General features: G+C 44.9%; 12 protein-coding genes and 2 pseudogenes. All 14 read right to left on the reverse strand.

Annotated elements, in window-relative coordinates; genetic code table 11:
* Positions 1–79 precede the first annotated feature (79 nt).
* Positions 80–2,992, reverse strand: a complete 2,913-nt coding sequence (locus EAE89_RS14015) for a hypothetical protein (RefSeq protein WP_214086082.1) — start codon at positions 2,990–2,992, stop codon at positions 80–82.
* On the reverse strand, positions 2,989–4,839 hold the full coding sequence (locus tag EAE89_RS14020) for a hypothetical protein (protein WP_214086083.1): 1,851 nt from the start codon (positions 4,837–4,839) through the stop codon (positions 2,989–2,991). The genes EAE89_RS14015 and EAE89_RS14020 overlap by 4 nt, the downstream gene beginning before the upstream one ends.
* Before the next feature lie 80 nt (positions 4,840–4,919).
* Complete coding sequence (locus EAE89_RS14025) at positions 4,920–5,336, reverse strand: hypothetical protein (RefSeq protein WP_214086084.1); 417 nt, start codon at positions 5,334–5,336, stop codon at positions 4,920–4,922.
* Positions 5,333–5,809: a GPW/gp25 family protein gene (locus EAE89_RS14030; RefSeq protein WP_214086085.1), complete on the reverse strand. Its 477-nt coding sequence runs from the start codon at positions 5,807–5,809 to the stop codon at positions 5,333–5,335. The genes EAE89_RS14025 and EAE89_RS14030 overlap by 4 nt, the downstream gene beginning before the upstream one ends.
* A 12-nt stretch (positions 5,810–5,821) precedes the next feature.
* The gene (locus EAE89_RS14035) at positions 5,822–7,423 is read right to left on the reverse strand and encodes a phage baseplate assembly protein V (protein ID WP_214086086.1); all 1,602 of its coding nucleotides are present in this window, start codon (positions 7,421–7,423) and stop codon (positions 5,822–5,824) included.
* Positions 7,420–8,103, reverse strand: a complete 684-nt coding sequence (locus EAE89_RS14040) for a CIS tube protein (protein WP_054480016.1) — start codon at positions 8,101–8,103, stop codon at positions 7,420–7,422. The genes EAE89_RS14035 and EAE89_RS14040 overlap by 4 nt, the downstream gene beginning before the upstream one ends.
* Positions 8,090–8,269, reverse strand: a complete 180-nt coding sequence (locus EAE89_RS14045; RefSeq protein WP_054480017.1) for a DUF5908 family protein — start codon at positions 8,267–8,269, stop codon at positions 8,090–8,092. Before EAE89_RS14045 ends, EAE89_RS14040 begins: the two co-directional genes overlap by 14 nt.
* On the reverse strand, positions 8,266–8,724 hold the full coding sequence (locus EAE89_RS14050) for a phage tail protein (protein WP_214086087.1): 459 nt from the start codon (positions 8,722–8,724) through the stop codon (positions 8,266–8,268). The genes EAE89_RS14045 and EAE89_RS14050 overlap by 4 nt, the downstream gene beginning before the upstream one ends.
* Positions 8,725–8,736: 12 nt before the next feature.
* Positions 8,737–9,930: a phage tail sheath family protein gene (locus EAE89_RS14055; RefSeq protein ID WP_149617238.1), complete on the reverse strand. Its 1,194-nt coding sequence runs from the start codon at positions 9,928–9,930 to the stop codon at positions 8,737–8,739.
* 48 nt (positions 9,931–9,978) lie between these two features.
* Positions 9,979–11,391, reverse strand: coding sequence for a phage tail sheath family protein (locus tag EAE89_RS14060; RefSeq protein ID WP_054480023.1), 1,413 nt, complete (start codon positions 11,389–11,391; stop codon positions 9,979–9,981).
* 29 nt (positions 11,392–11,420) lie between these two features.
* Positions 11,421–12,500 carry a phage tail sheath family protein gene (locus EAE89_RS14065; RefSeq protein ID WP_214086088.1) on the reverse strand — a complete coding sequence of 360 codons (1,080 nt, stop codon included), beginning with the start codon at positions 12,498–12,500 and terminating at the stop codon, positions 11,421–11,423.
* Between the two features lie 40 nt (positions 12,501–12,540).
* Positions 12,541–12,990 (reverse strand): phage tail protein, encoded by a 450-nt coding sequence (locus EAE89_RS14070; protein WP_011145991.1) that lies wholly within the window; start codon positions 12,988–12,990, stop codon positions 12,541–12,543.
* Positions 12,991–13,618: 628 nt separating this feature from the next.
* Positions 13,619–13,873 (reverse strand): annotated as a pseudogene (locus EAE89_RS14075) (ISNCY family transposase); the annotation flags it as partial.
* Positions 13,874–14,133: 260 nt separating this feature from the next.
* A pseudogene (locus EAE89_RS14080) lies at positions 14,134–14,539 on the reverse strand (RpnC/YadD family protein); the annotation flags it as partial.

Here is a 14,539-nt window from a genome sequence, read left to right on the forward strand (position 1 = left end):
GCCTTTTGTGATGCTATATTAATTGGTTTTTATATTGGATAAATTGGTTTGTATTTTTGCTATTATTTTTATTAATAATTTAATTTGGTTTGGTTCGCTCCCTAGGAGAAGGCACATATAATAATTGATTACTTGTTATGACTGTTGCATTCCATTGATTGCCAGATCCACCAATGACCTCGGTACGTTGCTGTTTAGTGGCAATTCGCATATTACCAATACCGGTTGCATCAGAAGGCAGGCGTCCCAAGGTTAAGGTCTCTAAAATATGGTATGCTTCGTCTCCTAAAGGGGCGTCATTGTTTTGCCAACGTTTATAGGTGTTGGCAAAATCTTTAAAATGTTCTGGTGACAACCAGTGAATAATCATTGAAATATGTGCGGGGAATTCAGCTAATATTTCTGTTTTCACCCAAGATTCCAACTTATAAGGATCAACTTTGTCATTCTCAATTAACTGACGATTCACTACCACGCTAACCACAAATGAAAAGCGATCGGCTAAGGCATATTTTTCGCTGGAGAAATACCAGCGATAACGCCATGCTTCGGCCTCTTTTGGAAAGTTTTTATTCGGTGAGTCTTGGTTGCGTTTAATTAATATCTTGCCTTGAATACGATCAAATTTAACTACCCGCGCTTTGAGTTCATATTCGGGTGGTTCAGCGAGAACTGTACGAGGTGATATTTTTAGGTCTGACTCAGAGGGGGTAATCACATATTTCAGGGTGATTTCATCATTTTCTTCAATCATAGCAGGGAAGGGGCTTTGAGCACTGGAAGTAATCCAACGTTGATCGTCGGTAGCATTTTTATATGTCTCATCGGCATAAACCAATTGATAATCCATATCTTCCAGCCATACTGGGCTATTTTTCCAGCGCAGATTACCATCATTAAATTTCTGTCTTATTCTGTCCAGATTGCGTTCCAAATCGCTGCTGTTACGGGTACTAAGGGAAAAGGTATCTCCTGTTACTTCGGTGATCATTTGGCTCCGTAATATAAACTCTCTATCACCTTCAATAATAATCAAATTAATTACCTGACCTTGTAATAACCGACCTGCAATACCTTGTTGTGTGATGATGAGTTGATGATTTTTAGAGTCTGAATTCTCTTCAATTACCTTTAGATCGTCGGGTTTTTGTTTATCGTCGAATTTCGTGTCGGGTTTTATCGGCAAAAGTTGACGATGTTCAATTAAATAAAAAGGCAGGCCATCCAGATTAGGTGTTTTACTGAAACATTCTCCACCCAAACCCAAGCGGGCAGCAATTCGTTTTTGCAGTGCCGATACTTTATCAATCCGAATATTATTACGTTGATAGGTCAGTTCCGGTTGTTGAGCCAGATAGCCGCGTTGAGTATTGAGAAAATCCCGAAAGTTGAGGGTGAGTGGTCTGGCGGCAAGTTGAGCACCAAAATAGCCCAACAGATAATTCAGAATTGTCGCCTCTTTTATATAGTTTGGCTTCTGAATATGGTTATCAATATAGATTTGTGAATCGCGGCTTAGTTTTGCGGTTAAATCAGGAATGACTTGTTGGTGAACACGATGGCTGACTGTACCCGTTTTAAAAGGCCATTGCACACCGTGTACTGTTTTTCCCCGTTGTTTAAAGGCCAGTAATTTCGGTAATAGGGCGAGTTCGGCACAGCCGTTAGCCAGCATTTGTTCAAACGGTAGCATAAATTGGTGTAATTGCACTTGCTGCGGCGTAGGTTTGCTAGTCTGCAATCCATAGCAAGCCGGTAATTTATTACTTACCGGATAGTAATCCAGAACTTTGCGATATTTCCCCCAAGGCAGTAATTCCGGCTGTGTATTAATCAGTGGTTCTGCAATAAGCTTTTCTTCGATATCTTGTTTAGAAACACCAATTTTAACGCCCCCTTTGGCGGTAATGGTAAGCGGGCTGTTTGTTGAGGTAATTAATGCTAAGGGATCGCTACCCCATAATCTAGGGTAATATCCTTGGGCAATTCTCCAGGACCAATTATCGTTCGACAATGGCGTAATAGTTTTGTCGTGATGAGCTAATGCCAGCCGGGTGATACGCTGAATACCTTTAATCGCCAGTAGCCGATTAACCAGATGGCTGAGATTTAATACTGTAGCACTGGTGTAATCTTTGGTTTGAGGTAAGGTCGGTATCCAACCATGATGTAAATAAGGGCCGGCAAATATTTCTTCATGATGATAACCCTGATCTTTCATGGCCTGAGTGGTATAACGTTCGGGCTTTGCCTGCACCATCTGTTCCGCCGTCATATAAACCTGAGCGAAAATATCAGCAAAATCGATGACGTTGTCTTCAAATTCAATATCAATCTGCAAGGGGAGATCGGTAGGTTGCAGCCAGATAATATTGCTAATGAATTCCCCCAGATTACGATTATTTTTTAGGAAAGCGTTGAGTTTTTTCTGAGCCAATGTTTTATCGATCTCAGTTTCCCGACTAGGGAGTAAATAAAGCCAATAATTTCCTCTTAGTGCTAATTGGCTATCTGATCCGGAGTTTTTAAAGCTATATTCACGTTTCTGTTTGTTATACCAATACTGATAACGTTGATTTTCAGGTTCACGAATTAATTGAACATCATTAAAGAAAAAATAACCTTCGTTTGTTTCATTAGCCGTGTCGCTGCTATGTAAATCCAATAAAGCCCGGCGATAATCTTCTGCGGTGATCGGGCCACAGGTTAGCGTTTGTTGTGGGCCGAACTCCTGAGGAAAAATACCGTCGCCGGATGTTTGGTCTTCTGGTTTTGGCGTTAGCAGGTCTCTCAGTGGTAATGTGTGGCGGTAGGCCAGATCGGAGGCACCATAACAGCAGGCTTCCAATAAGGTGATGCCGGGATCATTTTCACTGGTATTGCTCCAGCATTGGCCGGATTGCTGCTCAATGACTGTTTTGGCCTGAGTGAGCAAGGCATCGAAGGTAATATCGTCTTTGACGATAGGAAACAGGGCATCTTGATGACTCATGGGTTAACTCCTTGGTTTGAGGGACGCTGCTCTGACCAGACTAAAATCAGCACTTCATTATCGGCGGCCTCGATACTTTTACCCACGGCACCCGCGACACCCGCGACACTCGCGACTCGATTAGTGATGGTTAGGCTTAAATCGGTGACGCGTTCCACCAGAGAAGATTGCTGGATCGTGGCTAACAACTGGTAGTAGTCAATGCGATTACCGGTTGTCACGCCGATAGCGGTATTTTCGCTCCACGGCATATATTTTCGGCTTAATTGCTGTTGTAGCTGATGATATCCGTAGTCGGGGTTAACGCCTGCGGTAAAGGTCACTTGATAGTTCACATTAACGTCAATGTAAGTGGGATTGCTGATCTTAAGGTCTGCCCAAGGGCTGCTGAGTTGTTTGATCCATTCGACCATCTCTGTCAGCCGAGCGGAGTTTAACGTTGGGCGCAGTGCATCACCGTTATCTTTATAACGGCTGTCAGGGATCACTATCAGTTGCTGTTTTTCAGGTGCCGGGATTTTGGTTAATTCACTGGCAGACGGGTATTTGACATCAAACAGGCTGACAAATTGCTCTTTTAATAAGGTGACAATGTTGCCCCAACTCAGCGCCCGGTTACGGTGAGATAACCGGGCAGGGAGCCGAGTCAGGAAGGCTTGCTCGGTTTCTAGTGGATGGTCGTTACAGGAGGCCCAAGGTTGGGTGACGTTGCTGATGGCAACAACCGTGTTTACCGGCTGTTTAATGCTGTCGGCGGCTAATCCGTTGATAAAGTGCTCCTGCTCAACGGTTTCTGCGTTGACTAATGTCGCGGTGGTAGCGTTATACAACAGGCCCTTAATGCGTAGGTAATCTTGCGGATCGGTTTGAGGCGTTATCTCGGCTTTCAGCCAGTAGCGTCCCGTTGGCATCAGGGTCGCCTGATTTGTCGCATCCTGTGGTAATAAGGTGCGCCAGATACCCCGTTTAGACAGGTTATGGGTTTGGTCATCAACTAATTTGTCTAATTTGCTCCAGCTATTGCTGTTGTTGAGATAAGACCAGGATAAAGCGAGTGCTTTAACGCCTGCTAATTGCCAATAGAGAGATAGAGTTTGTCCCGGTAATACATTGGTAAAGCCTAAGTAGCATGTGTCATAGGTTAATGATGATATATTTGCTTCGCCCCCATTCCCATTCAGGGGGGCGGATTGAACCTCAAGATCATTGGATGTTTCGCTAAAAAGTTGAATACCGTTTTTGGGGAATTCAATGTTGTCTGAGTCGCTTAATAGTATTGCTGATTTCCAGACATTGCCAATTTTCCGATGCCAACGTAGATCGGTTAATTTTCCCTGATTCGCCAGTAAATCCGTATCAGATGCATATTGTAACGGATTACCTGCGTTGTCTTGTCCTGCGTCAAACAGCGTTCCCCGGGCGACCAGAAATTCTGTACTGTCCGTATTCAGAGTAATTCCTATCGCAACTTTATCTGCTTGGGCTTTTTTGGGTTTCAGCCCCAATAATTCCCGGTAATAAAGATCACGGTGCCGGGCCGGGAAGGTATTTAATAATCGATTATTTGTTTCTAATAACTTTAAAAAAGCCAAGATAAAAGCTTGATGTGCCGGTAAAAGGCCATCGGCTTTATTTACATTTTGGTAAATATCCGCTAGTTGTTGAGGATTATTTTCTTGAATAAAGTAGAAGCTATCCCAGAACTGTTTTTTCTCTTGATCGAAAGGAATTTCTTTAGCATAAGCTTTAAGCCAATTTAAAATATCTAGCGTACTTCTTTCATCAAGTTTAAATACAGTATCCGGCACAATAGCAGAGAGTTTATTTTCTAACTCAGCTTGTCCCATATTTTTACCGCCTGTTATGTAATTATTCCCAATAGGTTTTCAGGGATCATGATTATTTGAAATAAAGTTAAAAAGATTATTTATCCGGCAGTGACTGCATATTGGCTGGCAATAAACCGGCCTTTGCCCATACTGGGGGCGGTCACATCCGGGCCATTCGATGGATTATTGGCTGGCTGTGTCGGGGTAAATCGGGCGATAAATTGTTGCCCGACGACAATTACCGTGGCAGGACTGCGGCAAAAGTTGACTTGTTGGCTGGCATCCAATTGAGCAATGGTGACCATCCCCATGCCGGGAACTGGGTGGCTTGGGGTAATATATTGCGCCTGAAATTGCACCTTTTTTTCATCACCGATCATAACGATCTTTTTGCCCTGAATTTGGGCATGTCCGCTACCCCGGATGGTTGCCGGCCCCAGAATGGTGACTTGCCGGTTGCCAAATAACGGCTCGAACAGCAAAGTGTCACCATCCACCACCAGTTGTTTGCTCATAAACTCACCTGTACCCGGCCTTCATTCACTGCAAGGGCGCCTTCAATTTGCTGGCTGATTTCGCTGCCTCTCAGTGTATAGGTGACCTGAATATGCAGGGTATTGGGCAAGTGGGTTCTCTGGTTCACTTGGATCTCGCTAATATCGGCGCGGGACTCATAACGCAATACCCGTTCTTCAATTCGAGTCTGAATTTCTGCCATCATTTCGTCACGAATATTGGCAAACAGATAATCATTCAGGCCACAGCCATAATTCTCACGCATAATTCGTTCGCCGGGTTCGGTGAGAAAAAGAATTTTCATATTTTGGCGAACGTTTTCGGCCCCTTCCGCCATGGTGACGCCCGTGGGTATTTCAGGATGCGTGCTATCTTTATACGTACTATCTTTAATAGAAAATTGCAGCGGAAAGGCCCAACCCCGACCATAAATATCGGTTAATACTTTGTTGGTTAATACTTTGTTTGTCATCTTATTACCTTATTATTGGGTTAGATTAATCTTCGCACCTTTAATATCTACGCCGGATTTACCAGAGGCGGATAGAGATTTTTGCGCCTCTATTTTAATTTCCTGAGCTTGGGTAATAAGATTCTTAGCAGAATTAAGCGTGATATCTTTATCCTGTTGCAAAGATAATTTATTTTTTCCGCTATTTAAGGTGAGGGTTTGATCTTGATTATCGAAGATTAATGCCTGTTGATTTTCCCCTTGTTTAATCACTAAGGTTTTTATTGGATTTTTTTCACTCGGTTCTAACGGTGCTTTGTTTTTAGGATTGTGCATCGAGCCTAAGATTACTGGAAAGCGCGGATCATCTTCAAAGAAGCTGATAATCACTTCATCCCCCGGTTCAGGGTAGAAGCAGAAGCCGCTTTCATGGCTGGCGTAAGGCTTACTTAAGCGGGCAAAAAGGGTGCCATTGGTTAAGTTTAAGGCCGGGATTTTGACCGGAATACGGCCCTGCGATTGGTTATCTTTTTGGTATTTTTCTACGATCCCGACATGCAGCTCTTTAACCGGTGGTACAACTTGCTCTGTTTCCGGTAATAGCCCCAGCGTTAGCCGGGTACGCCAGCCTTGCCGTTGAGTAATGGTGTGACTGACACCGGTGATAATCGCCTGACCATCCATCCCCTGACCAAAGCCGTTTAACGCCAGAATATCGCCGGCTTGATAATGGTTATCGCCTTCGACTTCAAAATTACCGGAGACGTTATGACTTCGGCGGTTATTCAGAATGCCTTGGGCAAGCTGTTTGGCCTGTTCATTATCCAACGGATAGCTGAACACCCACTGCCATTGTTGGTTGGTCAATGATGTCAGGTTGTCGGTGGCGAGTTGATTGTGACCCAGTCCGCTGCTTTTTACCTGATGGGTTGGAGACAGTTTCTGTTGGGCGATATCCCAGGATTGTACATTCACGGTTTTGGGATTGCGTTGGTTATCCCATTGCAGATTCGCTTCAAATAACACCGCATCCTGAGGGTTAGCTCGCTGGTGGAGGGTATGCACGGTTGACCGGTTCAGGGATTCCGGGGTGACCAGCGTCACGCTATCGTTGCCGGGCAGCAGCCAAGTATGGGTCGCGAACAGCCGACTTTTTAGAAAAGCCCAGTCATTACAGCGAAATTGCACCATTTGCTCATGTACCGTTTTAAGCTGAGGCGCTGGTTTTATCGTGACAGGGATACCTGCTTGGCTAAACAACTTCTTGATAATCGCCTCATCACTTTGTTTGTTGAACAGTTGTGAGTGGAAGTTGTGAGTTAATTTTTGCAATGCATGTTTGGCGGTCAGAGTAATGATGCTGTCCTGACCTTTAAGCCCCAATGTTTGCCGCACGATGATCCCCTTAAACACCACATTTTTTTCAATCTGCATGCTAAGTTGATGATTAGGGCGGCAACTTGCTAGTTCAGCTTGTGCCTTGGCATCAAAAATATGGCGGGCATCACCGGCGATCCCTAGCGTGATGTTAGCCGAGGGGATGCCATTAATATGATGGTTTGCTGTTAAGCTGATAACCGTAAAGTGGTTGAGCGTTTTGCCACCTATTTTGAGCGTTATCGCAGGTATCTTCATGCATCCCCCTTGGCTTGCAACATTTGTCCGGGGGTAAAGTCATCAAGATTATCCAGACCGTTTTGCCAGGCCAGCGAGAGATAATCAATTCCACCGGCCAGAGAAGCGCCGGCACCTAAGGCGATCAACGGCAGGGAGAGCATATCCGTGACGTTAACCGCAGTAGCCGGGGGAGATTTTAACTGCTGCTCGGTAGCCTGAATCACAAAGCTTTCATCTGCTACCAGAGATAAAGTAGCGCTGGCCCGCAACGGTGTGGCGTCTCGGTCAAACAGGGTGTAACTGATGCTAAGGCCGCTGGCCCGACAGGCGAAATAGCCTTTGTTTTCCCAACGCATTTTACCCCATTTGATTTTAAGAAAGTGGGGGACGTTGGTACTGGCATCCACGGCACACAAGGCTTTCAACGTCGCCAGTTGGGTTTCTACCGCAGTGTTGTTACCGGGCATGGTGGCATCAAATAACAGGACTAATGACAGACCGCCCGGTTGGGATAACACATAGCGGCTGCTTTGGCTGGCACTGTTAATGCTTTCATCCTGCTGATAACGGGTTTGGTAGTCGAGTTGGATGGTATCGGGGTTATACATGGCTTGCAAACTGCCTACCGAGATTTTCCCTTCACGGTCTTTAAAAGCGGTGAGGGTGAGTTTGGACAGGCTGCGTTCAATTAAGCTCATAATGACCTCCTGTTTCACGCAAGGCATCTAACACGGCTTGTTTCACCTTTTCAATCAGTTGGGCGTTATCCAGCGCTTCCTGCGCCAGTGTGCGTGGTGCGCTGGAGTGACTGGCTGAATCGGTCACTTTAGCCTGAATAATCAGCTCTTTAATTTCAACCGTCATGCTTTCACTCCTAACCAGCGCATATCCTGATAACGTAATTCCAGAGTATTGATCAGCACCGTATTGCTATTGGCGTCAAGGTCGCCGGTAGACCAGCGAACCGGTAGGGCGTTACTTAATGTCCAGCTTGCCACAGGAATTGAATGTTCATTCAGTAGCATGATGACCACATCGGCATACACGGCTTTCTCGCCGCGCAGGACGCGATCAAACACCCAAGTCAGCGGCGTGACGGTCATCACACCGCGTTCCAGTACTAAGCTACCGTGCTGGATCTTCTCCGCTAGCCAAACGTTTCTGGCATTTTCTCCGCCTTGGCTGTGTTGAGTGGTTTGCAATTCACGGCTAAGCCCCGATATCCGTTGAAAGGCAATGTCGAGAGGGCTGGGGATATGGTTAAACAGAAAACTGGCGATAAAACGGTGTGACACCGACGGGGTGTATAAATTGTTCATATTTTGCCCCTGTTAATGGCTGATCCCGGTGCGGGTATCAAATGTCAGATTCAACTCGATAAATTCCGCTGGAATTAACAGTGCCAGCCTGATCTTCATGATCATTTTCCCAGCTTGTAGATCCGCTTCACTCATCGATTCGTCAACCCCCAGCAACACCTCGAAAGCTTGATCTTCCTGCGTACCACGCAGTCCGCCATTTAGCCATAACTGACGTAACCAGTTGTAAGCCTGACCTTTAAACTTCATCCAGGTGATGGCGTTATTCGGTTCAAACACAAAGGCCCGACCCAGTTGAGTCATATGGGCTTCGATATAAGAAACCAGACGGCGCGTCTGGATATAGCGCCAGGGAGAATCGGGGGTATTGTCCAGCGTGCGGCATCCCCAGATCTTGATCCCTTTACCGGGGAAGCTGCGAACCAGATTCAACGAAGGGCCATTCTGATTAAACAGGGTATCGGCTTCAATGTGAGAGCGTATTGGGCTTATCACCTTGGCTAACGCGACGTTCGCGGGGGCATGCCAGACCGCCATTTGGTTATCGTTACGCTGGATGACGGCGGCCACCGCTGCAGTCGGCGAAAGAACAACAGGCCGATCTTGTTCCTGATAAGCACTGTTCAATCTTGGCCAGTATACCGCGCCCCATTGCCGATCACAGGAAGAGAGCTGGGTTAAACATTTCGCGGCCAGTGCGGGATCATCGGGGGCATCCAGCAATCCCATGATGCCGCGTCGGCACTGGCAAAGATTAAGTACGGATTGCCAAAATTGTAGCCAGAACGGAATCTTATTGTATTGATCGATTTCTGAATCGGGAGCATCCATCTGATTCAGATAGACAATATCGGGGACCACAATCAGCGTGATAGCACTCTGTGCCGAGATCGCTTGTTTAACCCAATCTTGTTGTAGAGTGGTGGTTAATGAGTGAAAATCGCCTCGTGGTTTATCCGATCCTAACGACAGTACATAGGCTTGTTGACCCCCGTTGTCAAAAAAGTGGCGTACGGAATAGTATGTTAATCCTGATTCACCAAATGACAGGGTAAAATCGGTCAGGCTGTTTAACTTGACGACGGTTTTGTTGTCTGGACTTTTTGCGGTGTAACCAATAAAAACCGGCACACCGATAAACGCCTCATCTTGTTGCTGGGATATCAGGTTCTCCGTGATGGTGACGCCCGGCTGTTTTATTTCCATTCTCATTTCCTTGTCAGAATAGGCGCGGCGAACCGCGCCTCAGTACGATTACTGTGCTACATTTTGCGAAAATTGCAGGATAATAAATTCAGCCGGACGGACCGCCGCCATGCCAACTTTCACCACCATTTTGCCTTGTTTAATGTCAGTGTCGGACATGGTGACACCTTGACCAATCTGGACAAAATAGGCTTCCTGCGGGCTATTACCGGCCAGTGCCCCTTGTTGCCAGAGTTGATGGAGATAGTTATCAATGGCTGAGCGGACCCGTTCCCAAGTGGGCTGACTGTTGGGTTCAAACACGGCAAATCGCATAGCTTGCTTGATATCCCGTTCTGCCGCATTAAATAAACGTCGAACCGGAATGTAGCGCCAGTTGTCATCATCTTGCAGAGTACGTGCGCCCCAGACGACAAACCCTTTGTTACTGAAATAACGGATCGCATTGATGCCTTTTTGATTTATGGTGCTTTGTTCACTGTTGCTGAGCCGTTCTGCTACATCACTGATCCCACTCAGCACGACGTTAGCCGGTGCTTTCCAGACGCCGCGGTTGGCGTCAGTGGCGCAATAGACACCAGCCATGACTGCACTGGCAGGAATGAGTTTTTTGTTATCTGCAATTTTTTGTTTTATTGCCTGGATAACTTGTGCGTAGAGTTCTGAGTTTTGCTTTTTGAGCTCTGCCAGATGGGTAACTTTTTTATCCTGATAACCTTCAACTGCAATGGTACTCTCTTCCATCTGAATAAGTTGTGAGACTTTCACTGCGGGATAATAAGTCGCGGTTTGTGATTGCAGGCTAACGCTAAGTGCAGTTTCTTTATTCGGATTATCCGCGATAAGAAAATATCCTGCCTTTAATAAAGGGGTCAGGTTGCCATATATTGCACTCTGATAAGCGGGATCCTGTTCAGGGCAGACGATCAAGGTAATTTCTAAAGCCTGCTCAATTAACTCAGGGATTAATGCCAGCGTGTTGGTATCTTCTGAATGAGAAATTGGCAGGATATAACAAGGACCGCCACCATTTTGGAAATAAAGTTTTAAAGCATCACTGCTTGTTGTATAGGTGCCGACAGTTATATTGTAAGAATCACTGTTATTTTTATCGTCTGTATCAAGCGTCATCTTTTGGGCGGCAAAAGTTTCTATATTGTTTTTGGCTTTTGTATTACTTTCGGTTTTTTCATTCCCTTCGTTTTTCTCAGGAACGGAAGGGGCAGATGGTGAAGTAGGTTCAGTTAATTTGATTGCTACCGACCTAATACAACCCACATTAAACAGGTTAGTAAAATCCAACCAGCTACTCACGTGTGTTATTTGTGGCGTTGCGCTGATTTTTTTCGGTGAGAAACGGCCAATAAAAACCGGGATTGCCGTGTTCCCTTGGCTAACAGAGAGAGCCAGTGAGGCATCTTCTTCAATATAGACGCCAGGATAAGTTGGTGTTGTTGACATAGTTGGTATAGCTGGCATGTTGCCTCCGATTATTGCGCGATATTCTGCGTAAACTGCAAGATAATAAATTCGGCTGGACGAACTGCCGCCAGACCCACTTTGACAATCATTTTGCCCTGCTTGATATCGTCATCGGTCATGGTGAGACCTTTACCGATCTGGACGAAGTAAGCTTGTTCGGCTTTGTTGCCCATTAAGCCACCTTGCTGCCACAGGGTGTGGAGATAGTTATCGATAGCGCGGTGAACGGCTTTCCAGGTCGGTTGGCTATTGGATTCAAATACCATAACACTCATGGCATTTTTAATATTTTGCTCTGCACTATTAAACAGGCGGCGGACTGGGATATAACGCCAGTTATCGCTGTTCTCAAGTGTACGAGCCCCCCAAACCAGCGTACCGCTCTTAGGAAAGGTACGGATCATATTTAATGCCTTGCCTTGGTTATATTGCGTTTGCAGGTCGTCGGTTACCGGGTATTTAGGTTGTAATCCACCCTGAATAGGAACGTTAGCGGGCGCTTTCCAGACCCCCCGGCTGTTATCGACACTGGCATAAATACCGGCCATAACTGCACTGGGCGGAATATCAACGGTGGCTTTATTTTCTCCCCATTCAGCGGTCAGCCAAGGGTAATAAACTGCACCATAAGAAGTAGTGGAATAAGATTTGAGGAGTTCGTCTGGTTTTTGAGCCGAAGTTATTTGATCTTTTGGGCCATCAAAAATAGCAAATAATCCTTTACCCGGCTGACAAAGTGTTCCTGTCACCTCATTGATCTCTTCTCCGGCAGCAACCAGTAATGTCACATCGTCAAGTTTTGGTACTTGTGTTTCTAAATCTTGAGTTTTGATGAGATAGCAATATCCACCACCGTTAATAAAATAGGCACGCAGTGAAACGTCAAGGATATTCTTAGGATTAAATGGGTCGCTTTTTAGTGTTAAATAGTTCATCCAACTACTAACACGAATATAGGGTTTATCTGATATTAATGAACCGTTGTTTGCAACAGCAAAAACTGGCACTGCCGTTGCACTGGAACGAACGGAGAGTGCAGGGGAGGCGTCCTCTTCAATATAAACGCCGGGATAGGAATATGTTGGCATGTTGCCTCCAATTATTGTGCAATATTCTGAGTAGACAGCGTTAAGCTGCTTGAATGGTGACTCGATCCGCTGTCAGGCTAATTTCCTGAACAGCAACTTCATTGCTGGTGGCATCAAAAGCAGGGGCAGTTAATGAAGTTGGGAAGGCATTTGCCACGCTCCAGGTCATTAAAATTTCAGTACCGGCTTCGTTAGTCAGGCTGATTGAAATATCTTTTTTCTCGACCTGATTAAGTTGAATAGAATTAAGCCAATCAAAAAGTTTAGTATCACCGGAGAAGACACCTTTACGCAGCGTAATATTGATCGCCTGACGTTGACCCGGCATTTTATAATAATTGCCGGTACCATCTTTATATTCGATAACGTCATGAGAAATATCGAGGCCGGAAACGCTGTTAAAGGGAACTTTCTCATCACCGATTGAGACAACAAAGCGGTAAGTAGGGATAGGATATTCGACAGCAATTTGTTCTGGAGTTGTAGACATAATTTTTTTCCTTATTGGTTATTTGCGTTTAAAAGATAAACAAAGTGTTATTGCTTCGTTTTGGTTAACACTGAGGTTTTGATTAGCACTGAGCTATGGGTATAGCTACCGCAGCAAACTGCCTTACGGCGATTATTATTTATGCTGAAAAAATTTACTTAGCAATTATTCATATCGCATTTAATAAAGCGGCATGATTATAAGTAATGAATCTTTGGACGAAATATTAATTAATAGTGAGTAATAATCATTAATTGGTATGGCATGGGTTACTCATTTTAAGTATTAGCGCGGTTTTATTTGGTTTTAGGGATAGGAAAATTATGAAGGGATAATTATTTTTTATTTCTCTTTTATCGATTAATTGATGATCAAAAGAGTGAGTGGAGAAGATCGTATGGAGCCTATGGTTTGTTTTTTTTATGAACTCTGTTCGGATGCCAAAATCAATAATAAACGGTCACATCAGGCGCATGAACGTTGAGGTTTTGACGAAACAGAACAAGTCATTTTGTTTCCGCAAACAAATCACTTAATCGCTCTTAAGGTGTCATTTTGCTCCCTATAAATAAGAACAAAAATGCCGATCTTGAATATCGGCATTTTGCTGTATAAAAAGAAGATTAATTTAATGCTTTAACGCTTCAATTTTATCCCGGCTCAATCCGGTACTGGTGACAATAATATCCAGGCTGACGCTATGCCGTAACAAGGCTCGAGCCGTTTCCACTTTACCTTCCTCTCGGCCTTGCTCAATACCTTGCTCGCGCCCTTTTTGTTCAAGCTGTTCTGCAATAGTCATCAACATCGTTTCATGCTCCGGAGATTGTTCAATCAGTTGATGGACAAAGTGTGAGAGATCCAGCGTATGCCCATTCAGTAAAAATAACGCGTCATGGTGAGGCCGTTTTTCTTTCTTCGCCACAGTCTGTTTCTCTGTCTTATCAGGTAGTCATGACTACTCGTTGTCTATCCCCGTCATCTTTCAAGTTGGCGGCACTCACTCCAGTTACAGAGTTATCTATGCTCCCGGGGATTCGCGCTCTTGCCGCCGCGAGGCATCTTGAAATCCATAGGGTATAAATAAGAACAAAAATGCCGATCTTGAATATCGGCATTTTGCTGTATAAAAAGAAGATTAATTTAATGCTTTAACGCTTCAATTTTATCCCGGCTCAGTCCGGTACTGGTGACAATAATATCCAGGCTGACGCCATGCCGTAATAAGGCTCGAGCCGTTTCCACTTTACCTTCCTCTCGGCCTTGCTCAATACCCTGCTCAATACCTTGCTCAATACCTTGCTCGATACCCTGCTCAATACCTTGCTTGATACCTTGCTCGCGCCCTTTTTGTTCAAGCTGTTCTGCAATAGTCATCAACATCGTTTCATGCTCCGGAGATTGTTCAATCAGTTGATGGACAAAGTGTGAGAGATCCAGCGTATGCCCATTCAGTAAAATATAGCTTAATACCACATTGCGCTGTTCGGTTGTATTATACCCTGCATTCAAGAGTTCCACCAATTGGGGTATCCATTCCAGCATATCC

Origin of the sequence: Photorhabdus heterorhabditis (genome assembly GCF_018448905.1) — a bacterium.
In the GTDB taxonomy this organism is placed as follows: Bacteria; Pseudomonadota; Gammaproteobacteria; order Enterobacterales; family Enterobacteriaceae; genus Photorhabdus; species Photorhabdus heterorhabditis.

Excerpts from the sequence above, each read along its gene's own strand:
- EAE89_RS14015 (WP_214086082.1), bottom strand. The coding sequence starts at position 2,992 with ATGAGTCATCAAGATGCCCTGTTTCCTATCGTCAAAGACGATATTACC.
- EAE89_RS14020 (WP_214086083.1), bottom strand. The coding sequence starts at position 4,839 with ATGGGACAAGCTGAGTTAGAAAATAAACTCTCTGCTATTGTGCCGGAT.
- EAE89_RS14025 (WP_214086084.1), bottom strand. The coding sequence starts at position 5,336 with ATGAGCAAACAACTGGTGGTGGATGGTGACACTTTGCTGTTCGAGCCG.
- EAE89_RS14030 (WP_214086085.1), bottom strand. The coding sequence starts at position 5,809 with ATGACAAACAAAGTATTAACCAACAAAGTATTAACCGATATTTATGGT.
- EAE89_RS14035 (WP_214086086.1), bottom strand. The coding sequence starts at position 7,423 with ATGAAGATACCTGCGATAACGCTCAAAATAGGTGGCAAAACGCTCAAC.
- EAE89_RS14040 (WP_054480016.1), bottom strand. The coding sequence starts at position 8,103 with ATGAGCTTAATTGAACGCAGCCTGTCCAAACTCACCCTCACCGCTTTT.
- EAE89_RS14045 (WP_054480017.1), bottom strand. The coding sequence starts at position 8,269 with ATGACGGTTGAAATTAAAGAGCTGATTATTCAGGCTAAAGTGACCGAT.
- EAE89_RS14050 (WP_214086087.1), bottom strand. The coding sequence starts at position 8,724 with ATGAACAATTTATACACCCCGTCGGTGTCACACCGTTTTATCGCCAGT.
- EAE89_RS14055 (WP_149617238.1), bottom strand. The coding sequence starts at position 9,930 with ATGGAAATAAAACAGCCGGGCGTCACCATCACGGAGAACCTGATATCC.
- EAE89_RS14060 (WP_054480023.1), bottom strand. The coding sequence starts at position 11,391 with ATGTCAACAACACCAACTTATCCTGGCGTCTATATTGAAGAAGATGCC.
- EAE89_RS14065 (WP_214086088.1), bottom strand. The coding sequence starts at position 12,500 with ATGCCAACATATTCCTATCCCGGCGTTTATATTGAAGAGGACGCCTCC.
- EAE89_RS14070 (WP_011145991.1), bottom strand. The coding sequence starts at position 12,990 with ATGTCTACAACTCCAGAACAAATTGCTGTCGAATATCCTATCCCTACT.